At 52.7% G+C, this 23508-nt stretch carries 19 protein-coding genes; 9 read left to right on the forward strand and 10 right to left on the reverse strand.

Annotation, left to right across the window (positions count from 1 at the left end; genetic code table 11):
• Positions 1-5: 5 nt before the first annotated feature.
• From artQ to sanA, 6 genes are all read left to right on the forward strand, one after another.
• Entirely contained in the window at positions 6-722 is a 717-nt protein-coding gene (gene artQ / locus CKQ54_RS17335) for an arginine ABC transporter permease ArtQ (protein ID WP_013574753.1), read from the forward strand.
• Positions 722-1390 (forward strand): arginine ABC transporter permease ArtM, encoded by a 669-nt coding sequence (gene artM, locus CKQ54_RS17340; RefSeq protein ID WP_112287281.1) that lies wholly within the window; start codon positions 722-724, stop codon positions 1388-1390. Before artQ ends, artM begins: the two co-directional genes overlap by 1 nt.
• Before the next feature lie 225 nt (positions 1391-1615).
• Positions 1616-2350 carry an arginine ABC transporter substrate-binding protein gene (locus CKQ54_RS17345; RefSeq protein WP_120161171.1) on the forward strand — a complete coding sequence of 245 codons (735 nt, stop codon included), beginning with the start codon at positions 1616-1618 and terminating at the stop codon, positions 2348-2350.
• Positions 2351-2648: 298 nt separating this feature from the next.
• Entirely contained in the window at positions 2649-3533 is an 885-nt protein-coding gene (cdd, locus tag CKQ54_RS17350; RefSeq protein WP_120161452.1) for a cytidine deaminase, read from the forward strand.
• 158 nt (positions 3534-3691) lie between these two features.
• Positions 3692-5389, forward strand: a complete 1698-nt coding sequence (locus CKQ54_RS17355) for an NAD-dependent malic enzyme (RefSeq protein ID WP_120161169.1) — start codon at positions 3692-3694, stop codon at positions 5387-5389.
• 227 nt (positions 5390-5616) lie between these two features.
• Entirely contained in the window at positions 5617-6534 is a 918-nt protein-coding gene (gene sanA, locus CKQ54_RS17360; protein WP_120161167.1) for an outer membrane permeability protein SanA, read from the forward strand.
• A gap of 1008 nt (positions 6535-7542) precedes the next feature.
• On the opposite strand, the gene mglC is transcribed toward sanA, so the two are convergent.
• From mglC to CKQ54_RS17395, 7 genes are all read right to left on the reverse strand, one after another.
• Entirely contained in the window at positions 7543-8553 is a 1011-nt protein-coding gene (mglC, locus tag CKQ54_RS17365) for a galactose/methyl galactoside ABC transporter permease MglC (RefSeq protein WP_120163900.1), read from the reverse strand.
• Between the two features lie 18 nt (positions 8554-8571).
• A complete protein-coding gene (gene mglA, locus CKQ54_RS17370) occupies positions 8572-10107 on the reverse strand; it encodes a galactose/methyl galactoside ABC transporter ATP-binding protein MglA (protein ID WP_120163901.1) in 1536 nt (511 codons plus the stop codon).
• A gap of 366 nt (positions 10108-10473) precedes the next feature.
• On the reverse strand, positions 10474-11472 hold the full coding sequence (gene mglB, locus CKQ54_RS17375; protein WP_120163903.1) for a galactose/glucose ABC transporter substrate-binding protein MglB: 999 nt from the start codon (positions 11470-11472) through the stop codon (positions 10474-10476).
• Positions 11473-11721: 249 nt separating this feature from the next.
• Positions 11722-12753 carry an HTH-type transcriptional regulator GalS gene (gene galS / locus CKQ54_RS17380; RefSeq protein ID WP_120163905.1) on the reverse strand — a complete coding sequence of 344 codons (1032 nt, stop codon included), beginning with the start codon at positions 12751-12753 and terminating at the stop codon, positions 11722-11724.
• A 270-nt stretch (positions 12754-13023) separates the two neighbouring features.
• Complete coding sequence (gene yeiB / locus CKQ54_RS17385) at positions 13024-14178, reverse strand: DUF418 domain-containing protein YeiB (RefSeq protein ID WP_120163907.1); 1155 nt, start codon at positions 14176-14178, stop codon at positions 13024-13026.
• A 114-nt stretch (positions 14179-14292) separates the two neighbouring features.
• Positions 14293-14958 (reverse strand): GTP cyclohydrolase I FolE, encoded by a 666-nt coding sequence (gene folE / locus CKQ54_RS17390; protein ID WP_120163909.1) that lies wholly within the window; start codon positions 14956-14958, stop codon positions 14293-14295.
• Between the two features lie 126 nt (positions 14959-15084).
• Positions 15085-16212: a YbfB/YjiJ family MFS transporter gene (locus tag CKQ54_RS17395; RefSeq protein ID WP_120163911.1), complete on the reverse strand. Its 1128-nt coding sequence runs from the start codon at positions 16210-16212 to the stop codon at positions 15085-15087.
• A 199-nt stretch (positions 16213-16411) separates the two neighbouring features.
• On the opposite strand from CKQ54_RS17395, the gene ptrR reads away from it, so the two are divergent.
• Genes ptrR through fghA form a run of 3 tightly spaced genes read left to right on the forward strand, consistent with a single transcriptional unit; the run spans position 16412 to position 19379 of the window.
• A complete protein-coding gene (gene ptrR, locus CKQ54_RS17400; protein WP_120163913.1) occupies positions 16412-17341 on the forward strand; it encodes a putrescine utilization regulator PtrR in 930 nt (309 codons plus the stop codon).
• A gap of 44 nt (positions 17342-17385) precedes the next feature.
• Positions 17386-18510 (forward strand): S-(hydroxymethyl)glutathione dehydrogenase/class III alcohol dehydrogenase, encoded by a 1125-nt coding sequence (locus tag CKQ54_RS17405; protein ID WP_120163914.1) that lies wholly within the window; start codon positions 17386-17388, stop codon positions 18508-18510.
• Positions 18511-18521: 11 nt separating this feature from the next.
• A complete protein-coding gene (gene fghA / locus CKQ54_RS17410) occupies positions 18522-19379 on the forward strand; it encodes an S-formylglutathione hydrolase (protein WP_120163916.1) in 858 nt (285 codons plus the stop codon).
• A gap of 608 nt (positions 19380-19987) precedes the next feature.
• Here the strand turns inward: fghA and gsiD are convergent.
• From gsiD to gsiB, 3 genes are all read right to left on the reverse strand, one after another.
• Positions 19988-20908 carry a glutathione ABC transporter permease GsiD gene (gsiD, locus tag CKQ54_RS17415; protein WP_120163918.1) on the reverse strand — a complete coding sequence of 307 codons (921 nt, stop codon included), beginning with the start codon at positions 20906-20908 and terminating at the stop codon, positions 19988-19990.
• Positions 20909-20916: 8 nt separating this feature from the next.
• Positions 20917-21837: a glutathione ABC transporter permease GsiC gene (gene gsiC, locus CKQ54_RS17420; RefSeq protein ID WP_120163920.1), complete on the reverse strand. Its 921-nt coding sequence runs from the start codon at positions 21835-21837 to the stop codon at positions 20917-20919.
• Between the two features lie 109 nt (positions 21838-21946).
• A complete protein-coding gene (gsiB, locus tag CKQ54_RS17425; protein ID WP_120163921.1) occupies positions 21947-23503 on the reverse strand; it encodes a glutathione ABC transporter substrate-binding protein GsiB in 1557 nt (518 codons plus the stop codon).
• Positions 23504-23508 lie beyond the last annotated feature (5 nt).

Raw genomic sequence — 23508 nt, forward strand, 5'->3', positions numbered from 1 at the left:
TATCAATGACTGAATTCCAACCTTTAGCAAGCGCCGCCGGGATGACCGTCGGCCTTGCCGTTTGTGCGCTGATCCTCGGCCTGGTGCTGGCGATGATCTTCGCTGTCTGGGAATCCGCGCCGTGGAAGCCGCTTAGCTGGCTGGGCACCGCGTGGGTCACCGTGCTGCGCGGCCTGCCGGAAATCCTGGTGGTGCTGTTCATCTATTTCGGTTCTTCTCAGCTGCTGATGGTGCTGGCCGATGGCTTTAGCATCAATCTTGGTCTGTTCGCGATCCCGATCAAGCTGCCGATTGAGAATTTCGAAGTCAGCCCGTTCGTCTGTGGCGTGATCGCCCTTTCCCTGCTGTATTCGGCTTATGCATCGCAGACTTTACGTGGCGCACTGAAAGCCGTACCGCAAGGTCAGTGGGAATCCGGTCAGGTGCTGGGCATGAAAAAATCAGCGATCTTCTTTCGCCTGATCATGCCGCAAATGTGGCGTCATGCATTGCCGGGGCTGAGCAATCAGTGGCTGGTGCTGCTGAAAGATACCGCGCTGGTGTCGCTTATCAGCGTAAATGACCTGATGCTGCAAACCAAAAGCATCGCGACCCGTACTCAGGAGCCCTTTACCTGGTATGTGATTGCGGCCTGCATTTATCTGCTTGTCACCCTGTTCAGCCAGTTCGTGATTAAACGCATCGAACTGCGTACCACCCGCTTTGAACGGAGTGCTTCCTGATGTGGGAATATTTACCTGAAGTCCTCAAGGGATTGCACACCAGCCTGACGCTGACCGTGGCGGCGCTGATTGTGGCGCTGCTGCTGGCGATGATTTTCACCGTGATTCTGACGCTGAAAGTGCCGGTCGCCAGCCAGATTGTGAAAGGTTACATCACGCTGTTTACCGGCACGCCGTTGCTGGTGCAGATCTTCCTGATTTACTACGGTCCGGGTCAGTTTCCGTCGATTCGTGAAATTCCGTGGTTATGGGAAGTACTGTCGCAACCGTGGCTATGCGCGATGTTTGCTCTGGCGCTGAACAGCGCGGCATATACCACGCAGCTGTTTACCGGTGCGGTACGCGCCATTCCTTCCGGTCAGTGGCAATCTTGTGACGCGCTGGGTATGTCGAAGCCGCAGACCCTGCGCATCCTGCTGCCATACGCGTTTAAACGTGCGTTGTCGTCGTATTCCAACGAAGTGGTGCTGGTGTTTAAAAGTACCTCGCTGGCCTACACCATCACGCTGATGGATGTTATGGGTCACAGCCAGCTGATGTATGGCCGCACGTATGACGTGATGGTCTTCGGTGCCGCCGGTCTGGTGTATCTGTGCGTCAACGGTTTACTGACCCTGATGATGCGTCTGATTGAACGCCGTGCGCTGGCATTTGAACGCCGCAACTGATTAAGCAGAAAATACCTGAAGGGACGAGAAATCGTCCCTTTTTTTGTGCCTGTAAAACCGGCTCCATGCCAATTAATAATTTTTTAATCAAATTTATTGCATACAAATTCATTTAATGGCACTTTAATTAACGGTCTCACTTCCTGCCAGTTACCCGATTATATTAATAAAATCAGTAAACTGTACCGTGAAGGGAATGTCATTTTTTGAACAGGAATGTATTGCATGAAAAAGCTGATCCTCGCTGCCCTTTTGTCTGCCACTGCTTTTGCTGCCACTGCTGCAGATACTATTCGTTTCGGTACTTCTGCCACGTATCCGCCGTTTGAATCCATCGGTGCTGATAATCAGATTATTGGTTTTGATATCGATCTGGCGAACGCGCTGTGTAAGCAAATGCAGGAAACCTGCACCTTTACCAATCAGCCGTTTGATGGTCTGATCCCGGCGCTTAAATTCCGTCGTTTCGATGTGATCATTTCCGGCATGGACATTACCGAAGAGCGCAGCAAGCAAGTCACCTTTACCCAGCCTTACTACGCCAATACTGCGATGATCATCGGACCTAAAGGCAAGTTCGCGTCCATCGCTGACCTGAAAGGCAAACGCGTCGGACTGGAAAATGGCACCACACACCAGAAATACCTGATGGAAAAACACCCTGAAATCACCACCGTCGGGTATGACAGCTATCAGAATGCGATTCTGGATCTGAAAAGTGGTCGCCTGGACGGTCTGTTAGGCGATACCGCCGTGCTAAATGGCTGGCTGAAATCCAACCCGAATCTCGGTGAAGTGGGTGAACTGATTAAAGATCCGCAATACTTTGGTACCGGCGTCGGCATGGCGGTGCGTCCTGATGATAAGGAACTGCTGGCGAAACTGAACACGGCGCTCGAAGGCATCAAAGCCAACGGCGAATTCCAGAAGATCAATGACAAGTGGTTCCCGTCCCACTGATCCCCCGTCATCCTTCGAGCTGACGCTACGTTGGCCGCGTTCCAATTTGCTCCCGGCAGATTGGTCACTCACCCCGGTCACATACTGATGTATGTGACCGGGGGTCACTCAGTTACCGCCTGGATTCATCTCGAATGATTTTGGGGAAAGGACTAAAAAGGCGGCTGTTCTGCGTAACATCTCTCAAAAATGTAATCCGCCAGAACTTATTACATCGAAAAAGTGATATCCATCACACTACATTCATGGAATGACTTTTAAACTGTTCAACCGTAATCACTGTCGAGATCGAATGTTTATGCACGCACGTTTTCATACCGCCTTTGCGGCACTCCCTGAAAATTTATCCTCCGCGCTTGAGCCATTTCTGCGACATGACGACTTTCCGGCAATGTTCTCTGCGGCAGATGTTGCAGAGATAAAACAAGCGACAGGATTGAATGACGATGCGCTGGCCTTTGCTTTGCTGCCGCTGGCCGCAGCCTGTTCCGTCACGCCAATTTCTCATTTCCACGTCGGTGCCATTGCCCGCGGTATTTCCGGCAATCTGTATTTCGGTGCCAATATGGAATTCGCCAGTGCACCAATGCAGCAAACAGTTCACGCCGAGCAATCTGCAGTCACGCATGCCTGGCTGCGGGGCGAAACCCGTCTGGCTTCCATCACCGTGAACTACACGCCTTGTGGTCACTGCCGTCAGTTTATGAATGAACTGACCAGCGGAACGGCGCTGAATATTCATCTGCCGGACAGAGACGTCGCCACGCTGGGCGATTATCTGCCGCATTCATTCGGACCGAAGGATCTGGATATCACCACCCTGCTGATGGATAAAGTCGATCACGGTTTCAAAACCGATACGACTGATGCGCTGGCGCTGCTGGCGCTGGATGCCTGTAACCAGAGTCATGCGCCTTACAGCAAATCGCACAGTGGTGTGGCACTGGAAACATCCAACGGCAAACAGTTTGCTGGTCGTTACGCAGAAAACGCTGCGTTTAACCCAAGCCTGCCTCCGTTACAGGCCGCATTAATCTTGCTGAATATGTCAGGAGAAGATTGCCTGAACGTTCGTCGCGCGGTGCTGGTTGAGCAAAAAGAGGCGCTGATCACCCAAAACGATGCCACACGCGCCACCTTAAACGCGCTGGGCTGTCAGGATGTGAGCACGCTGACCTGCTGATAGTGTGAGCGGGTTAACACTAAAGACTCCAATTCCGGAGTCTTTAGTTACATAACATTGTCATTACATTTGTCATTTGAAATCCTTATTTCCTCTCTGTTACCCTCACCGCTCCGAAATATAAAAAACAACATTCTGAACACCGGAAGAGTAAAACGATGGAACTTGAATACGAAAGTAAACGTCCCCTGTACATCCCTCACGCTGGCCCGATCCTGTTAGAATTCCCGTTACTGAATAAAGGCAGTGCGTTCACCGAAGAAGAACGCAGCAATTTCAACCTCCACGGGTTGCTCCCGGAAGCGGTTGAAACTATCGAGGAACAAGCCGACCGTGCTTACCGCCAGTTTCAGAATTTCAAAACCGACATCGATAAGCATATCTATCTGAGAAACATTCAGGACACCAACGAAACGCTGTTCTACCGCCTTCTCGACAGCCATCTCAGCGAAATGATGCCGGTGATTTATACCCCGACCGTCGGCGAAGCCTGCGAACACTTTTCTGATATTTACCGCCGCGCACGTGGCCTGTTTATCTCATATCCGAACCGCGCCCACATTGATGACATGCTGCAAAACGCCACCAAACAACATGTAAAAGTCGTGGTGGTAACTGACGGTGAACGCATTCTCGGCCTGGGCGACCAGGGCATCGGCGGGATGGGCATTCCGATTGGTAAACTGTCTCTTTACACCGCGTGTGGCGGCATCAGCCCGGCGTATACCCTGCCGGTCGTGCTCGATGCGGGGACAAACAATCCGCAACTGCTCAATGACCCGCTGTATATGGGCTGGCGTCATCCGCGCATCACCGGTGAAGAGTATGAAGCCTTCGTCGATCAGTTCATTCAGGCAGTAAAAATCCGCTGGCCGAACGTGCTGTTGCAGTTTGAAGATTTCGCGCAGAAGAACGCCATGCCGCTCCTCGAACGTTATCGCGATGAGCTGTGCTGCTTTAACGATGATATTCAGGGCACAGCTTCCGTGGCGCTGGGCAGCCTGATTGCCGCCAGCAAAGCCGCCGGTGGCAAACTGAGTGATCAGACTGTCGCTTTCCTGGGTGCGGGTTCCGCCGGTTGTGGTATCGCCGAGCAAATCGTTGCGCAGATGAAATCAGAAGGTCTGAGCGAAGAAGAAGCCCGTGCGAAAGTCTTCATGGTGGATCGTTTTGGTTTGCTGACCGACAAACTGCCAAACCTGCTGGATTTCCAGAGCAAACTGGTGCAGAAAAGCAGCGCACTGGCAAGCTGGGGTATGGCGAATGACAGCATTTCGTTGCTGGATGTGGTGCGTAACGCCAGGCCGACTGTGCTTATCGGCGTATCCGGCCAGCCGGGTCTGTTCACCGAAGAAATCATCCGCGAAATGCATAAACACTGTGCGCGTCCGGTGGTAATGCCGCTGAGCAACCCGACATCACGCGTAGAAGCCACGCCTGCCGATATCCTGAACTGGACCGACGGCGCGGCGCTGGTGGCCACCGGCAGCCCGTTTGCACCGGTAAGCCATAAAGGCACGCTTTACCCTATTGCCCAGTGCAATAACTCCTTTATCTTCCCGGGCATCGGTCTGGGGGTCATTGCTTCAGGCGCCACCCGCGTCACTGACGGTATGCTGATGGCTGCAAGCCGTACACTGGCAGAGTGTTCTCCGCTGGCGACCGAAGGTAAAGGCTCCCTGCTGCCGGACGTCGACGATATTCAGGGCGTGTCTAAATGCATCGCGCTTGAAGTCGGCAAAGCCGCACAGTTGCAGGGCGTGGCGATGGTGACGTCGGAAGATTCGCTGTCGAAAGCGATCGAGCACAACTTCTGGGCACCGCAATACCGCAGCTATAAACGCACCTCTTTCTGATAGCATTTGCGTCAAAAGCAGACCGGCCATGATCCAGACCAATGCCCTGTGCATTGGTCTTTTTTTTCGGCTAAATTGCAGCGCATTACGCAGATTCGAAAGTAATTGCCTGAAAAGTGCTGAAAAAACCCGCGAAGCCGGCCGATGCAGAGTCCAACGTATTGCGAACCCCGAAGAGGTAAAGTAGCCTTGGATCCGATTTCCATCTGGTCATAACAGGGATACCTATGATTAAGCGACTTATAGCTGGCGTTTTCGGCATCATTATTCTGATGCTGGCTGTCGCTATTGGGCTTGATCAGTGGATCAGCTTACGCACTCAGCCTTATATTTACGACGAAGTACAGACCCTGCCACATCGTCAGGTCGGCGTGGTACTCGGAACATCAAAATATTACCGCACCGGCGTGATCAACCAGTATTACCTGTACCGCATTCAGGGCGCGATTAATGCTTACAACAGCGGTAAGGTAAAATACTTGCTGCTCAGTGGTGACAATGCGCAGCAAAGTTACAATGAGCCGAGCACCATGCGACGTGATCTGATCGCCGCTGGGATCCCCGCCAGCGACATAGTGCTCGATTACGCCGGATTCAGGACGCTCGATTCCATCGTGCGCACGCGTAAAGTCTTCGACACCAACGATTTCATCATTATTACCCAACGTTTCCACTGTGAACGTGCGCTGTTTATCGCGTTGCATATGGGGATTCAGGCACAATGTTTTGCCGTCCCTTCGCCGAAAAACATGCTCAGCGTCCGCAGCCGTGAAATCTTCGCCCGTCTGGGCGCGCTGACCGATTTGTATCTGCTTAAACGCGAGCCGCGCTTCCTTGGCCCGTTGATCCCAATCCCTGCAATACACAATATTCCTGATGATGCCCAGGGCTATCCGGCCGTGACGCCTGAGCAGTTACTGGCTCTGCAACAACAGCTGGAAGACGAGAAAAAAGCCGCTATCGCCAAAGCCATGGCTGAAAAAGCGGCAGCCGATAAAGCGGCTGCGGATAAAGCCGCCGAAGAACAAGCGGCAAAATTGAAAGCCGAGCAGGAAGCCAATGAAGCCGCTCAGGCTGAAACCGAGGATGCCGCTCCGCCACCCGAAACGGCGAAACCGGCAGGCAGAAATCCATTCCAGCAGTGAAAACCACAATGCTCCCACCCCTGCGCAGGGGTCTGGCCTTTAGCGCCTGCCCCTGCGAAGGGGTGGGAGGGGGTTTTAAAGACAAAACAATAAGTTAACGCACATCTGGCCTTACGACTTGACCTTAATACCCCACCCCAGCCCTCCCCTTCGCTGGGGTGGGAGTTGATCGAGCTCCGAATTTACGGCAGCCAAAAAACGCATACACGGCATTTTGCTTGTGCTTTCGGCAGAAATCCATTCCAGCAGTCAAAAACCGACGGCTCCCTCCCCTGCGCAGGGGTTTGGCCTTTAGCGCCTTCCCCTGCGAAGGGGGGAGGATGGGAGGGGGTTTTAAAGACAAAACAATAAGTTAAAGCACACCTGACCTTACGACTTTGACCTTAATACCCCACCCCAGCCCTCCCCTTCGCAGGGGAGGGAGTTGATCGAGCTCCGAATTTACGGCAGCCAAAAAACGCATACACGGCATTTTGTTTGTGCTTTCGGCAGAAATCCATTCCAGCAGTGAAAAACCGACGGCTCCCTCCCCTGCGCAGGGGTTTGGCCTTTAGCGCCTCCCCCTGCGAAGGGGGAGGATGGGAGGGGGTTTTAAAGACAAAACAATAAGTTAAAGCACACTTAGCCTTACGACTTTGACCTTAATACCCCACCCCAGCCCTCCCCTTCGCAGGGGAGGGAGTTGATCGAGCTCCGAATTTACGGCAGCCAAAAAACGCATACACGGCATTTTGTTTGTGCTTTCGGCAGAAATCCATTCCAGCAGTCAAAAACCGACGGTTCCTCCCCTGCGCAGGGGTTTGGCCTTTAGCGCCTCCCCCTGCGAAGGGGGAGGATGGGAGGGGGTTTTAAAGACAAAACAATAAGTTAAAGCACCCTTAGCCTTACGACTTTGACCTTAATACCCCACCCCAGCCCTCCCCTTCGCTGGGAAGGAGCAGTCCGGTTACGAATTTACGACAGCAAAAAGGCCGCATAAGCGGCCTTTTGTTTTTACTACCCGATAACTTATTTTTTCTTGGCGTATTTCAAAGAGTCCAGCGCCACCGCGAAGATGATGATGCTGCCTTTGATGATGTACTGCCAGTATGGGTTCACGCCGATATAGGTCAGACCGTAGTTGATGACGGTGAAGATCAGCACACCGGTTACCACGCCTGCCACAGAACCCACACCACCGGCGAATGACACGCCACCGACCACGCACGCTGCGATGGCATCGAGTTCGTACATAAAGCCGAGGTTGTTGGTCGCACTGCCGATACGCCCTGCTTCCAGCAAACCACCGAAGGCATAGAACACACCAGAGAGCGCATAAATCATGATCAGGTTTAACGGTACGTTAACGCCTGACACTTTTGCCGCTTCCGGGTTACCGCCGATGGCGAAGATGTTTTTACCAAAGCGCGTTTTGTTCCACAACACCCAGACGAAGGCGATAGCAATGACCGCATAGAAGGTGATGTAAGAAAGCTTCAGGCCGCCCAGGTGGATAAAGCCCTGTGCAAACTTGGAGAAGCCAGGGTCAAAACCGGCAATCGGTGAGGAGCCCACATAGTCGTAATACAGGGAGTTAATCCCGTAAACGATAATCATGGTACCCAACGTGGTGATAAACGGCGTCACGTTCAGGTAAGCGATGATAATACCGTTAAGCAAACCGATCAGCGCACCGACGATACACACGGTCAGGATGACCAGCGGGATAGGCACCACTTCCAGATGCGGGAAGACTTTGTTGACGTTGTCCATTGCCTGCAACATGGTGGCTGCAACAACTGCCGCTAAACCAACCTGACGACCGGCAGACAGGTCGGTACCTTGTGTGACAATCAGACCCGCCACACCAAGCGCAATAATCACGCGCACAGAAGATTGCGTAAGAATGTTACTTAAGTTAACCAGACTGAGGAAGCTGGGATCCTGGATGATAATAATGGCCAGTAAGACCAGCAGTACCACATAAATCCCGCCCTCTTTTAAATAAGTGAGCACACTTTTCTTATTTAATGCTTTCATAATAAGAACCCTTAAAAATTAGAGATGCAAGGAAGCCAGGCGTAATATTTCATTCTGCGAAGTCGTTTTTGTGTCAACAATACCCGCAACCTGTCCATTACTCATAACCAATATTCTGTCAGTAATACCCAGCAACTCAGGCATTTCAGAGGAGATAATAATGATCCCCTTCTCTTTTTTAGCCAACTCGGTGATTAACTGGTAAATTTCAAATTTAGCGCCAACGTCAATCCCACGAGTTGGTTCATCCAGCATTAATATTTCAGGATTGGTTAATAACCAGCGCCCGATAATGACTTTTTGCTGGTTCCCGCCAGACAAAGAGCCAATACTGGTTTTATGCCCTGGTGTTTTCACCCGCATGGAATCGATAACCCACTGGGTATCGCTTTTCATACGGGTGGTGTCGAGCAGTCCGGCTTTATTTTTATATTGACGGATGTTCGAAATCAGCGAGTTAAAACCGATATCCAGATACGCATAAATACCCGTTGAACGACGCTCTTCAGTCACCAGCGCAAAACCATGATTAATGGCTTCATTGGCGCTGTGATTGTTAATTTTTTTGCCGTGCAGTTTAATGGTTCCGGATACTTTCTCACGGATGCCAAATAATGTTTCGACGATATCCGTACGTTTCGCACCGACCAGACCGGCAATTCCGAGGATTTCCCCTTTATGTAAATCAAAGGAAATATCGCGAATCGAAGGCTGACGCAGTGAGGTCAGATTACGGACTTCGAGGATCACTTCACCCGGCACGTTCTGACGGTCCGGGAAGCGCTGACTGAGTGAACGACCGACCATCATGGAAATGATTCTGTCCATGTCGAGGCCTTCCAGCGACTGAGTGGCAATCCACTGACCGTCTCGCAGGATGGTGATTTCATCACACAGCTGGAAAATTTCTTCCATCTTATGAGAGATATACACAATGCCGCAGCCGCGATCTTTCAGCTTACGGATAATCGTGAACAGGTGGTTCACTTCCTTTTCCGTCAGGGAAGATGTCGGTTCGTCCATAATGACGATTTTGGCATTGTAGGAAAACGCCTTGGCGATTTCGATCATCTGCATCTGGGAAACAGACAATTTACCGACCTTATCACGCGGATCGATATCGATATCCAGCTCATCAAAAATCGCTTTGGTGTCTTTGTACATTTTGTCCTGATCGACAAAAATGCCTTTGGTCGGATAACGTCCCAGCCACATGTTGTCCATGACGGTACGTTGCAACACCAGGTTTAATTCCTGATGCACCATCGACACACCTTGTTCAAGCGCCTCTTTGGAGCTTTTAAAATTTACTTCCTGTCCCTGAAAAAGAATCGTACCAGAGTCTTTGCTGTAAATTCCGAACAGACATTTTAATAATGTGGATTTACCCGCGCCATTTTCACCCATTAAGGCATGGATAGAATGCGGACGCACTTTTAAATTCACATTATCTAACGCCTTAACGCCTGGGAATGATTTATTAATGCCGCTCATTTCCAGCAGGAATTCACCTGGCTTTTCTGTTTTTGTGTCAGATAACGAAATATCGGCCATAGTTGTACCTGGCTAAAGATAAAAATAAACGGATGTATTAATACCTGATGTCAGTAATACAGCCGGCAAGCGAACCTGCCGGCTGCATCATGACATGACGTCCTGTCAGATAAGCATTAACGTCTCAGTACCCTTCATTCTTCACGTTGCAGATGCGTTGGCTGCTCTTATTCGCCCGAATCACTTACCTGAGTAAGCTCATCGGGTCTCACTCGTTTGCCGCCTTCCTGCAACGCAAATTATTTTGGGTATAACACTTTGTCTTTGTTTACGGCTTAACCGCAATTATTTTTGCCACTGCTTAGCTTTGTTTTTTATTGCTGTCTGTGAGTCTTGATGCTTACTACATAAAACTAAAAGTCAGTCTTATTTCGTGAAAGTAGACAGATTATCTTTATCTACCGCCACGTAAGGAATACGGACGACTTTGTTTTCAACTTTCCAGCTGGTGCCCTCTGCTGCGGACTTGCCTTCAGCCAGATTTTTAGCCAGCTCAAATGTTGCTTTAGCCTGGTTGCTTGCATCGTTCAGCACGGTACCGGCCATTGCGCCAGATTTAACCAGTGCCAGCGCTTCTGGCAACGCATCCACACCGAAGACCGGAATGCTGGATTTGTTATGAGATTTCAGTGCTTCTACAGCGCCCATCGCCATTGCGTCGTTGTTGGCGATAACCACTTCGATTTTGTTAGCGTTAGGACCGGACAACCATGCGTCCATTTTGTCTTTCGCCTGAGCGGTATCCCACATGGCGGTATCGAGCTGCAGCTGATCAGTTTTCAGGCCTTCTTTGCCATTCAGGGTGCTGATCACGTATTTAGTACGCGCTTCAGCATCCGGGTGACCCGGCTCACCTTTGATCAGTACGTACTGGATGGTGCCGTCTTTGTTCAGATCCCAGGCCGGATTAGCTTTCCAGTGTTTAGCAATCAGCTCACCCTGGATAACGCCGGATTCTTTAGAGTCAGTCCCGACGTAATACGCTTTGTCGTAGCTGTCTAAATCTTTACGGGAAGGTTCTTTGTTATAGAAAACAACAGGAATGCCAGCACCGCGGGCTTTCTCGATAATTACCGGGGCAGCAGCCGGGTCAACCAGGTTGATGGCCAGCGCTTTAACACCCTTCGCCAGCATAACGTCAACCTGGTCATTCTGGGTGGACTGGCTGTTTTGCGAGTCATTCATCAGCAGTTGCACATCTGGAGACGCTTTTGCGTCTTTCTCAATGGCTTTGCGAACTTCTGACATGAAGTTGTCATCATATTTGTAGATAGTGACGCCGATTTTAGTATCAGCAGCATGCGCGGCAAAACCAAACATCATGCTTGCAGCCAGAGTCGCCAGGGTGAAGACCTTCTTATTCATTTGTATCTCCGGTTATGTAGGGTGTTACAGAATGTGGCACCGGAAATCCATGCGGGAGCAGTACAGATCCACGCTATGTTTGCGGGTGCCTGCCATCCTTGACTTATAACGTCCTGACTCGCTGTGAAACAAGTCCGCCAGGCGGACCCAAATTGAATCATATTGAAAACGAATGAATCATAATGTGCGTGATGTTAATAAACTGTGAAAGTTCTCACAGATTGAAAACGGTTACATCGCGTTATTTGATCAATAAGTGACGGGCGCCACATTTTGCCACGGTGACACCGAATGGCGTCTGACCAGCGTCGGCATAAAACAATGCGATACGCCCGCAGATAGCTGTTCTGCCGCACCTTTTAGCGCCAGTTCGGTCGCCAGTGTTGCCATCGAAACGATCGGATAGCGCACCGTCGTCATCTTCGGACTGGTATAACGGGCTATCGGAATATCATCAAAACCAATCAAAGAAAAATCGTCTGGAATGTTAATTCCGTTTTCTTTCAACACGGCCATCGCACCCGCCGCCATCGAATCGTTATACGCAAACACCGCACTCAGATGTAAATTACGGCCTAGCAATTCCACCATCGCCGCCTCCCCGCCCTGCAGATCCGGCGAACTTTGCGCCCGCCATGCGGCAGGTGGCGCATCACCGCTCTGATGTGCCTGCGTCATTGCCTGTGAGTAACCCTGATAACGCTGCAAATCGTCTTCGATTCCGTGACTGGAACCGATATAACCAATGCGCTGATGACCCTGAGAAAGCAGTAAACGGGTCGCCATTTCCGCTCCGCTGACGTTATCGAGCCAGACGCAACGGTGTTCGTAGCCAGGAATAACCCGGTTAATCAGCACCATGCCGGAAACCTGATCCATAAAGCGGGAGAGCTCGTCATCGCCCAGCGCTTTCGAATGCACAATCAGCGCGTTACAGCGTTGTCGAATCAAAACCTCAATAGCATGCCTTTCTTTTTCGGCAATATGATAGCTGTTACCTATCAGGACATATTTCTGATGCTGCTGTGCAACGGTATCCACCGCTTTCACCAGCGCACCAAAAAACGGATCGGAAACGTCCATCACGACAACGCCAATGGTGTCACTGCTTTGTGTTGCCAGCGCCTGCGCATTGGCATTTGGCCGGTATCCCAGCGTGGCGACCGCCTGTAAAACTTGTTCGCGCGCTTCTTTGCTGGCGATTGCCGGATTGTTCAGAACACGTGAAACGGTGGCGACAGAAACGCCCGCCAGCCGGGCGACATCACGAATGGTGACCATGCGTCGCTCCGTGATCAGCCAGAGAATGGTAAGGAGGAATACGGAAATTTTTAACCCAGGAAGTAAAAAATGCAGACAAAGAGAAGCGAGGTGAAGTGCTCATGGCGTTTCCTTTATTAGTGTAGTGGTCGTCGGACTGGCACGACCGCTATCCTAATCATTTTGTGAAAACGCCTGCGTGAATCTCGTCACAGGAAAGAAAACGTTTACATACAATTTTGCAACCTTCATCCCAAATCCATCATTTAGGATGATGTATCGACCTCAGGCTCAGGTGGTTTTCAGTTCTTCGCCCGCGGCTTTCGCCGTCAAAAGACGCCACAACCATTCCACCGGCCCCTGCCTGAAACGGCGCAACCACAGCAGCGTCACCAGCAGATTACATGCCCAGACCAGCGGCACCAGCGCGACCAGTTGCAGGCGGTCGAAGTGCTGGTAGAAGCCGAAAATGTTGAAGAAGGTGGTGCAGATGAGTGTCTGTAACAGATAGTTGGTCAGCGCCATGCGACCAATCATTGATACCCAGCGCGTCAGTCGCCAGCGGGAGATCTGCGGCCAGAAGACGTAACACAGCGCCAGATAGCTGACGGCCTGCATCAGCGAGCCAATTTCGCGCGGCACCTGCAATAAAAAACCACTCCAGCGGTAGTCCCAGCCGGTGCGATATTGCATATAAATCGCCGGGATTTGTATCAGCAATGAAAGCGGTAACAGCACTGCGGCGACTTTACGGTAATGCGAGGGACGAAACCCGCCTTTCAGCCAGCCGCTGCGCATCAGACCGGAACCTATGAGCATTGCGCCCGCCAGTTCCCAGCCATATTGCGCCCCGATCGCCAGAAGACTCGACGACAGCAAATCGAGCCGGTTCTGAATCGCTTCCCAGCCGCCTTTCAGCCGCCAGTATTGTTCATATTGAATCTCCGCCGGTCCCGGAAGCCAGAAACTGCCGGGCTTGGGCGAACTGATAAGCCCGAGCATGGCCAGTACCGCCACGCCAATCAGATACAAAATGATGCCCGTTGAAATCAGCGACTGACTGCTGCGCCCTTCCCGCACCATCCGCCAGCACACCAGACCGATCAGTCCGTAAGACAGCAAAATATCGCCATCCCACAGCAAGGTCGCGTGTAAAAATCCGCACAGCAACAGAATCGAAAGACGCGCCTGGATCCAGTGTTTACCACGCGGCAGCAACAAATACAGTCCGCCGCCAAACAGCATGGCGAACATCATCAGGAATTTACCCTGCGCGACGACGTCGAGCACCGCCCATGTCCAGGTATCAGAAGTCGAGGGAGTACCGGCAAATGCCGGATTCAGGTAAGCGGCTTTCGGTAAACCGAAGGCGCTGATATTGAGCAGAAGAATGCCAAAAATGGCGAGACCACGGGCAAAGTCGAGCGTGGCAATACGTGAGCGCATACCTGGCGTTCCTGTTAACGGTAAGGAGCTGATAATTGTGTGGGCTCCAGACAGACTAACGGCACCCTGAAGGTGCCGCAATATTAAAGTGTCTGACTGTTTAAAACGCTGCTGTTAGCTGGCGTGTCTTACCGTTCTTAAAAATTCTTGACGCGTATTCTGGCTGGATTTGAAAAGTCCACCCAGAGACGTCGTGGTCGTTGCGCTGGTCGCGTCACGCACACCGCGCGCTTTCACGCAGTAATGCACCGCATCAATGGATACCGCCACGTTGGTGGTGCCGAGCAGGGTCTGCAAGGCCACCAGAATCTGCTGGGTCAGACGTTCCTGAACCTGCGGACGCTGCGAGAAGAACTGCACGATGCGGTTGATTTTCGACAAGCCAATCACGGTGTCTTTCGGGATATACGCCACGGTCGCTTTGCCGTCGATGGTCACGAAATGGTGTTCGCAGGTGCTGGTCAGCGTGATATCGCGCACGGTGACCATTTCATCCACTTTCATCTTATTTTCGATGACGGTGATTTTCGGGAAGTTGGCGTAATCGAGCCCGGAGAAGATTTCATCCACATACATCTTGGCGATGCGGTGCGGCGTTTCCGCCAGACTGTCATCGGAAAGATCCAGATTAAGAAGCTGCATGATACCGGTCATATGTTCCTGGATCCGCTGCTTGCGCGTTTCATTGTCGATCGGCAAAGCTTCACGCAGAGGGGTTTCCAGACCACGGGCTAACAGGGCCTCGTGAACCATATTGGCTTCTTTACTCAGGATTGGCATTCTTTCTTTCTCCGGCAGATGTAATCACTTTGACGCAGATCACGCTAAAGTGAGGTGGCTTACTGTAGAGGAGAGCCGGTTCAGAATCCAGTGAATGTGCGTCATGATGGATGAAATAGCTGCAACTTATCGGTTCTGCCGGAAGACCAGCGCCCCTGCAATAATGAAACCAGCCAGCGCGACGTACAACGCAGGCTCCAGCTGATGTGTCAGCGCGGTAGAAATCGCCGACAGAACCGGACCAAATAACTGACCCACGGCGTAACCGGTGGTCAGCAATCCGGCCATATAACGGCTGTGATTCGGCGCCAGTTCACGGCTGCACTGCAAAGCGAGCTGAACCACGCTGAGGAAACCGCCGCCGGTCAGCAATGCGCCGAGCACCAGACCGGTCACGCCAGGCACCACTTCCGCACATAAAATTCCCAGCCCCTGCGCCCATAATGTCAGCGCCAGACGTTTATGCGTCGTCAGGCGGTGCCGGGTCAGAATACCAATGATAATACCGATAACCGCCGCGCCGCCAAACACCGGCCAGACGAACTGCGCGAACAGGCTGTCAGGAAAACGCGCACTCGCCATTTGCGATAAAAACGTCGCCGGAAGGATGTAACCAAAGCCCGCCAGACTGTAACTCCACACCAGACGTTTCAGCGCAGGCGTCATCACCAGCGGTTCCGTCGCCACATGGGAACGGTGCAGATCGCCTTTTCGCGGCAGGTTCGGGGTGATAATCGCCACAAAAATCAGCGCCAGCACGCCGTAGACGCACCAGGCCTGCGCCGAGCTCAGCTGCAAACTGTGGATACCGACCGCTAACATGCCGCTGAGAAAAATTCCCGCCCCTGGCCCGGCGAATACCGCCGCACTCAGTGCCGGACGGCCATAATGCGCCAGCCGTTCGTTACACCACGCCGACACCATCACCATCGCCCAGCCGCTGGTCCAGCCAATCATGAAGCGCACAATGCTGTGCAGCACTTCGCCGGAAATCACCGCGGATAATAACGTCAGAACTACCCCGCCCCACACGCCGAGCCACAGACGGCGTTCGAGATGTTTGCTGGCACGCATTCCATCGAATGCGCCGCAAAGATAACCGAGATAGTTGAAGGCCGCGACCAGCCCCGCGCCGGTCAGGCTGAACTGATGTTCAGCTATCATTAAAGGAACCTGCGGCGTAAAGGCGAAGCGCCCGATACCCATCGCGACCACAAAAGCCAGAAAACCACTTAATGCAATACGAAAAGCCATAACTGCTCCGTCACAAGAAACCGCGATGCAACATATCAGAAACAATGAATAAACATACTCAAAGCCTGTTGCCGAAAACAGCAGATTTCTTAAAAGAAAGTTAATTGGAAGTTGTGGCTATGATGCCTTATGAGTACAATCACGAAAACTGAATAATACAAACCAACTTGTTTACGATAAGAGAACACAGGAACCCATCATGGATCTGACTCAGTTACGGATGTTTTGCTGCGTAGCGGAAACCGGTTCGCTGGCGCGTGCGGCAGAGCAGTTACACCGCGTGCCGTCAAACCTGACCACCCGTTTACGCCAGCTCGAACTCGAACTGGGCACTGATTTGTTCATCCGTGAAAAACAGCGCATCCGCCTTTCCGCGATGGGTCACAACTTCCTTAACTACGCCGAACGTATTCTGGCGCTGAGTGATGAAGCCATGAGCATCACACATGCCGGAGAACCCGCCGGGAATTTCGCGCTGGGCTCGATGGAAAGCACGGCAGCAACGCGTCTGCCTTCGTTGCTGGCGGCCTATCATCAGAAATTCCCGCAGGTGGCATTGTCGCTGGTGACCGCCACGTCCGGCGAAACCATCGACAGCGTGCGTGCGGGACGTCTCGCGGCGGCGCTGGTTGATGGCCCGATCGATTTTGACGACATCAACGGTTGTATCTCTTTTCGCGAACGCATGGTGGTGATCAGTCCGCTGGGTGAATCACCGCTCGACGTGCCCGCGGGTCGCAGCGGTCATACCGTTTTTGCGTTTCGCCCGAGCTGTTCCTACCGCCAGCGTTTGCAGGGCTGGATTAAGCATATGAATGTGCCGGTTGCCAACACAATGGAGATCCAGTCCTATCATTCAATGATGGCCTGTGTCGCCAGTGGCGCGGGTATCGCGATGATCCCGCGTTCGGTACTGGAACAATTGCCCGGGCACGAACGGGTAGAAATTCACGAAATTCCGGATGAGTTCGCCGATACCGCCACCTGGCTTATCTGGCGCAGGGATGCGTTCAGCCCGAATGTCCGGGCGCTGAAAGAACTGATTATCGAACAGAATGACGGTGTGATCCCGTTACTGAAACACCCGCTGGCTGGCGAACATGACCCGGCTTTGCATCCGACGTATTAACCTGAAATCTAATTAAGTAAAAAACACCTGACTGGAGCTACATAATGGAAATGATTAAAACGCGTGCGGCCGTCGCCTGGGGCCCGAATCAACCTCTGTCCATCGAAGAAGTCGATTTGATGCCACCACAAAAAGGCGAAGTGCTGGTGCGTATCGTCGCCACCGGTGTTTGTCATACAGACGCTTACACGCTGTCCGGCAAAGATCCGGAAGGCGTTTTCCCGGCAATCCTCGGTCATGAAGGCGGCGGTATCGTTGAAGCCGTTGGCGAAGGCGTCACCAGCGTGGCCGTCGGCGACCACGTGATCCCGCTGTACACGCCGGAATGTGGCGAGTGTAAGTTCTGTAAATCCGGCAAAACTAACCTGTGTCAGGCGATCCGCACCACACAAGGTAAAGGCCTGATGCCGGACGGCACTACCCGTTTCTTCAAAGACGGCAAGCCGATTTTCCATTACATGGGCACCTCGACCTTCTCCGAATACACGGTTGTTCCTGAAATCTCCCTGGCGAAAATCAACAAAGAAGCGCCGCTGGAAGAAGTGTGTCTGCTCGGTTGCGGCGTGACCACCGGCATGGGCGCGGTAATGAACACGGCTAAAGTCAAAAAAGGCGACACCGTGGCGATCTTCGGTCTGGGTGGCATTGGCCTTTCAGCGATTATCGGCGCAGTGATGGCGGGCGCAGGCCGCATCATCGGTATCGATCTCAACACCAGCAAGTTCGATCTGGCACGTAAACTCGGCGCAACAGATCTGATCAACCCGAAAGATTACGACAAGCCGATTCAGGAAGTGATCATTGAAATGACTGACGGCGGCGTGGACTTCTCCTTTGAATGTATCGGCAACGTCAACGTGATGCGTTCCGCGCTGGAATGCTGCCACAAAGGCTGGGGCGAATCCGTCATTATCGGCGTGGCCGGTGCCGGTGAAGAAATCTCCACCCGTCCGTTCCAGCTGGTGACCGGTCGTGTATGGCGTGGTTCCGCATTTGGTGGCGTGAAAGGCCGCAGCCAGTTGCCGGGCATTGTGCAGCGTTATTTGGACGGTGAGTTCGCCCTGAACGATTTCATCACCCATACCCTGCCGCTGGAAGAAATCAACGAAGCGTTTGACCTGATGCACGAAGGGAAATCTATCCGCACGGTTATTCATTTTAATAAGTAAGGAATGTTTCGATGAGCAGCTCGATTGAACTACTCGAAGAACACCGGATGTTTGGCGGCTGGCAGCAGCGCTACCGTCATACGTCAGCGAGCCTGAATTGCAGCATGACGTTCAGCATTTATCTGCCACCGGCAAAAGACGATGCACCGCCGCCGGTACTTTACTGGCTGTCGGGCCTGACCTGTAATGATGAAAACTTCACCCTTAAAGCCGGGGCGCAGCGCGTCGCGGCTGAGCTTGGGCTGATTCTGGTGATGCCGGACACCAGCCCGCGCGGTGAAGGTGTCGCCAACGACGACGGTTACGATCTCGGTCAGGGTGCAGGTTTTTACCTGAACGCCACGCAGTCGCCGTGGGCAGCGCATTACCGGATGTACGATTACCTGCTCGATGAGTTACCTGCGCTGATCAGCGGGCATTTCAAGGTCAGCGACCGGCAGTCAATCTTCGGCCATTCGATGGGTGGCCACGGCGCGCTGATGCTGGCGTTGCGTAATCCGCAGCGTTTCTGTTCTGTGTCCGCGTTTGCACCGATTGTGAACCCGGCTCAGGTGCCGTGGGGGCGTAAAGCTTTCACTGCGTATCTGGGGGATGACGAAAGCCAGTGGCTGCAATACGACAGTTGCCACCTGCTGAGTGCATTGCCAGCGGATCAGAAAACGTTCCCGATTTTAGTTGATCAGGGCGACGACGATCAGTTCCTGGCGGATCAGTTGCAGCCGTCAAAGCTGGCAGAAATCGCCCGTCAGCGCGGCTGGCCTTTACAGCTGCGCGCTCAGCCGGGATACGATCACAGTTACTTCACGATTGCCTCGTTTGTGGAAGATCACCTGCGATTCCATGCGGAGTTTTTGCACTCTGGGGCATGAGTGCGTAATGCCTTTTGATGCTGAATGAGAAAATTTCGGTTTCTCAATGGCAGTGATCACCTGATTCATTGCGTCGAAACCGCCCAAAAGGGGAAGTGCTTTTCCCCTTTTGGATTTCCCCTCGCTTTTTAACTCCCCGCTATCGCTGTCACGACGGACATGTTCTGGTACATCAGTGAGTGGCGCAAAATGTCATCGCTTTGCGATTCCCTCATTTCAGGATTCGAGCCTTGGGTCTCGAACCATTCATTCGGTGCCATTTTTGATCGCGTCAATCAACTTTTTTAAAAGATGAAAAACTGTCCGCTGTGATTTTAAGATCATGCGGGCGATTCAGAAAGCTTGCTGAATGAGAGGTTGCAGACCCAAGGCTGCAATCCCGAAATGAAGGCACCGCCTGGCGGCAAGATTTCCAGCCTGTCGCGGTGATACCTGAAACATAGCCAGCGAGCGGAGCGTGCAGTTTGAGACGTGGAGATTCCAAAGAGGGCTCGTCTTAGCCCTCTTTGGTCGGTTTCAAACACAGCAGGTCATGTGAAAGTTGTTATTAAGAAACCGAAATCTTCGAGATTCAGTTAAAAAAGGGGGCTTTGGGGATCCCTAAAATCTCAATTCTTCAATTTCGGATCCAGCGCATCCCTTAACCCATCCCCCAGCAAATTAAACGCCAGTACGGTCAGGAATATCGCCAGACTTGGGAATATTGCCACGTGCGGCGCCATGACCATATCGGCGCGGGCCTCGTTGAGCATCGCGCCCCACTCCGGCGTTGGCGGCTGTGCGCCCATTCCGAGGAACGACAGGCTGGCAGCGGTGATAATCGATGTGCCGATACGCATGGTGAAATACACCACGATTGATGACAACGTGCCCGGCAGAATATGACGGAACAAAATTGTCGCGTCGGATGCGCCGATACTGCGCGCCGATTCAATATAGGTTTGCTGTTTGAGCACCAGCGTGTTGCCGCGAACAAGACGTGCGAATGCCGGGATACTGAAGATAGCGACCGCGATGATCACGTTCGACATACCGTTGCCCATCACCGCCACCACGGCAATCGCCAGCAGAATACCGGGGAAGGCAAACAGCACGTCGCAAACGCGCATGGTGATACGGTCCCACCAGCCTTCGTAGTATCCGGCCAGTAATCCGAACACCGTGCCGATCGCTGCGCCGAGCACCACAGAAAGTACGCCCGCGGTGAGTGATATCCGCGTGCCCATCAGAATCCGGCTGAAAATATCGCGCCCCAGTGAATCCACGCCGAGCCAGTGGATCAGCGACGGGCCTTCGTTCAGACGGTCATAATCGAAATAGTTTTCCGGATCAAACGGCACCAGCCACGGCGCAAAAATCGCGGCGACAATCAGTAACAGGATAAAAGCACCCGCTATCATCGCAATATGCTGCCTGCGGAAACGCCGCCAGAACGCTTTCCACGGTGTGCGAACCGCCTGTGATTGCGCAGTTCCCGGTGTGATAATCGGCAAACTCGCGAGTACGGCATTTCGCCGCCAGTTTTTCATGCGTTCACTCACTTGTATCGGATGGAAGGGTTGATGACGGCGTACAGCATGTCCACCAGCAGATTGATGAGGATGAACTCCAGCGAGAACAGCAGCACTTCTGCCTGTATCACCGGATAATCACGCATCTCAACGGAATCGACCAGCAACCGCCCTAATCCCGGCCAGTTGAAGACTTTTTCCACGACAATCGAGCCGCCAAGCAGGAAGCCAAATTGCAGCCCCATCATGGTGACCACCGGGATCATCGCGTTTCGCAGACCGTGTTTAACCACCACCGCAGCCTCATGCACGCCTTTAGCCCGTGCGGTGCGCATGTAATCTTCCTGCATGACCTCGACAAATGAAGCTCGGGTAAAGCGGGCCATGATCGCCGCCACGGCAGCGCCAAGCGTTATGGAGGGCAGAATGTAATGCTGCCAGCTGTCAGCACCCACCGTCGGCAACCAGCCCAGTTCAACGGAAAAGATTTGCATCAGCAACATGCCCAGCGCAAACGCCGGGAAGGAAATACCAGAGACGGCCAGCGCCATACCAAGACGATCCGGCCAGCGGTTACGCCACACGGCAGACACCACGCCAATGACCAGCCCGAAAATCACCGACCACAGCATACTGGTCATCGTCAGCCAGAAAGTCGGCATAAAGCGGGAACTGATTTCATCAATGACCGGGCGTTTTGACACCATCGAGTGACCGAAATCACCGGTCAGCGCATTGCCAAAGAAAGTGAGGAATTGCTGATAAAGCGGTTTATCCAGCCCGAGATCCTGACGTACCAGCTCTACAACGCTGGCATCAGCGTCCTGTCCGGCCATCAGCCGCGCCGGATCGCCCGGCAGCAGATGCACAAATAAAAACACCAGCACCGCCACAATCAGCAGTGTCGGGATCAGTCCGAGTAATCGTTTTAAAAAATAATTAAGCATGATTCGCTGTCTGTGATTTCACGGTTCGACATCCATGTTCCGGACCCGGAACACACGAGTTCAGGGCGTGCACGCTGTGCGCCACACGCCCTGAAAGCTTCACCGCGTATTATTTCACGTCTGCATCATCAAAACTGAACGCCGTATCCGGCATCACATAAAACCCGGTCAGGCGTTTATTTTTCGCCGACACCAGACGTTCCGTCACCAGGAATGCCCACGGTGCATCAGTCCAGATTTGTTTCTGGGCATCGGCGTACAGTTTGGCTTTCTCAGCTTTGTCGGTGGTTTTCAGCGCGTCAGACAGGTCTTTATCCACCTGCGCATTGCTGTAGAACGCCGTGTTGAACTGCTTCGGTGGTGCAGCCTGCGTGGAGAACAGCGGCGACAGCGCCCAGTCTGCTTCGCCGGTAGACGCCGACCAGCCGGTATAGAACATGCGGATACCCGCCTCTTTCTGCCCGACGTTCTCAACCTGCGCGGCACGCTGCGCCGCATCCATGGCGGTGACTGTCACTTTGATACCGACCTGCGCCAATTGCTGCTGGGTGAACTGCAACACTTTCTGCGCCGTGCTGTTATTGTGCGACGACCACAGCGTGGTGGTGAAACCGTCCGGATAACCGGCTTCTTTCAGCAATGCTTTAGCTTTAGCCGGGTCATACGGCCACGGTTTGAATTTCGCGGCGTATTCGATGCCCTGCGGCAACGGCCCTTCTGATGGCACCGCGTAACCGGCAAAGGCCACTTTGATCAGCGCCTGTTTGTTGATGGCGTAGTTGATCGCTTCACGCACTTTGACGTTATCGAAAGGCTTTTGCGTCACGTTAAAACTGATGTAACGGTGCAGAATTGACGGCGCGGCGACCAGATCCAGCTTATCGTTTTTCTCCAGCAACGCGGCCTGCTCGTAAGGCACCGGGAACGCCAGATCCGCTTCACCGGTTTGCAGCATCGCGGCGCGGGTATTGTTATCCACGACAGGACGCCAGGTGATGGTGTCGAGTTTCGGCTCGCCTTTTTTCCAGTAACCGTCGAATTTCTTCACTTTCACGAAGTCGGTCTGGTTCCACTGTTCCAGCGTGTACGGGCCGGTACCGACCGGATGGAAGCCGATGTCTTTGCCGTATTTAGTCAGCGCCGCCGGAGAAATAATCACCGCAGACGGGTGCGCCAGAATGTTGATGAACGCGGAGAACGGTTCTTTCAGCGTAATTTTCACCGTGGTGTCATCAACCGCTTCAGTGCTGGCGATGTTTTTAAACAGGTTATAGCGTTTGAGGTGGCTGTCCGGATTACTCGCACGGTCAAAGTTAACTTTTACCGCCGCAGCGTTGAAATCCGTCCCGTCCTGGAATTTGATGCCGGGATGCAGTTTGATGGTATAAACCAGACCGTCTTTGCTGACCGTATAGCTGTCGGCCAGCACGTTTTCCAGCTTCATATCTTTATCAAAGCCAAACAGCCCCTGATAGAAAGATTTGGCCACCGCCTGCGACAAGGTGTCGTTGGCGTCATAAGGATCAAGCGAGGTGAAGTTAGAACCTACCGCGACAACCACGTCTTTTGCCGCCCAGGCAGACGCCGATGCCAGCGAACCGAAAACAGCGGCAGCGAGTACGGCCTGACGGACTACGTTCTTACCTTTATGTTTATGCTGATTCATATCAG

The organism is Rahnella variigena (genome assembly GCF_003610915.1).
Taxonomy (GTDB): domain Bacteria; phylum Pseudomonadota; class Gammaproteobacteria; order Enterobacterales; family Enterobacteriaceae; genus Rahnella; species Rahnella variigena.

Excerpts from the sequence above, each read along its gene's own strand:
- artQ (WP_013574753.1), top strand. The coding sequence starts at position 6 with ATGACTGAATTCCAACCTTTAGCAAGCGCCGCCGGGATGACCGTCGGC.
- artM (WP_112287281.1), top strand. The coding sequence starts at position 722 with ATGTGGGAATATTTACCTGAAGTCCTCAAGGGATTGCACACCAGCCTG.
- CKQ54_RS17345 (WP_120161171.1), top strand. The coding sequence starts at position 1,616 with ATGAAAAAGCTGATCCTCGCTGCCCTTTTGTCTGCCACTGCTTTTGCT.
- cdd (WP_120161452.1), top strand. The coding sequence starts at position 2,649 with ATGCACGCACGTTTTCATACCGCCTTTGCGGCACTCCCTGAAAATTTA.
- CKQ54_RS17355 (WP_120161169.1), top strand. The coding sequence starts at position 3,692 with ATGGAACTTGAATACGAAAGTAAACGTCCCCTGTACATCCCTCACGCT.
- sanA (WP_120161167.1), top strand. The coding sequence starts at position 5,617 with ATGATTAAGCGACTTATAGCTGGCGTTTTCGGCATCATTATTCTGATG.
- mglC (WP_120163900.1), bottom strand. The coding sequence starts at position 8,553 with ATGAAAGCATTAAATAAGAAAAGTGTGCTCACTTATTTAAAAGAGGGC.
- mglA (WP_120163901.1), bottom strand. The coding sequence starts at position 10,107 with ATGGCCGATATTTCGTTATCTGACACAAAAACAGAAAAGCCAGGTGAA.
- mglB (WP_120163903.1), bottom strand. The coding sequence starts at position 11,472 with ATGAATAAGAAGGTCTTCACCCTGGCGACTCTGGCTGCAAGCATGATG.
- galS (WP_120163905.1), bottom strand. The coding sequence starts at position 12,753 with ATGGTCACCATTCGTGATGTCGCCCGGCTGGCGGGCGTTTCTGTCGCC.
- yeiB (WP_120163907.1), bottom strand. The coding sequence starts at position 14,178 with ATGCGCTCACGTATTGCCACGCTCGACTTTGCCCGTGGTCTCGCCATT.
- folE (WP_120163909.1), bottom strand. The coding sequence starts at position 14,958 with ATGCCAATCCTGAGTAAAGAAGCCAATATGGTTCACGAGGCCCTGTTA.
- CKQ54_RS17395 (WP_120163911.1), bottom strand. The coding sequence starts at position 16,212 with ATGGCTTTTCGTATTGCATTAAGTGGTTTTCTGGCTTTTGTGGTCGCG.
- ptrR (WP_120163913.1), top strand. The coding sequence starts at position 16,412 with ATGGATCTGACTCAGTTACGGATGTTTTGCTGCGTAGCGGAAACCGGT.
- CKQ54_RS17405 (WP_120163914.1), top strand. The coding sequence starts at position 17,386 with ATGGAAATGATTAAAACGCGTGCGGCCGTCGCCTGGGGCCCGAATCAA.
- fghA (WP_120163916.1), top strand. The coding sequence starts at position 18,522 with ATGAGCAGCTCGATTGAACTACTCGAAGAACACCGGATGTTTGGCGGC.
- gsiD (WP_120163918.1), bottom strand. The coding sequence starts at position 20,908 with ATGAAAAACTGGCGGCGAAATGCCGTACTCGCGAGTTTGCCGATTATC.
- gsiC (WP_120163920.1), bottom strand. The coding sequence starts at position 21,837 with ATGCTTAATTATTTTTTAAAACGATTACTCGGACTGATCCCGACACTG.
- gsiB (WP_120163921.1), bottom strand. The coding sequence starts at position 23,503 with ATGAATCAGCATAAACATAAAGGTAAGAACGTAGTCCGTCAGGCCGTA.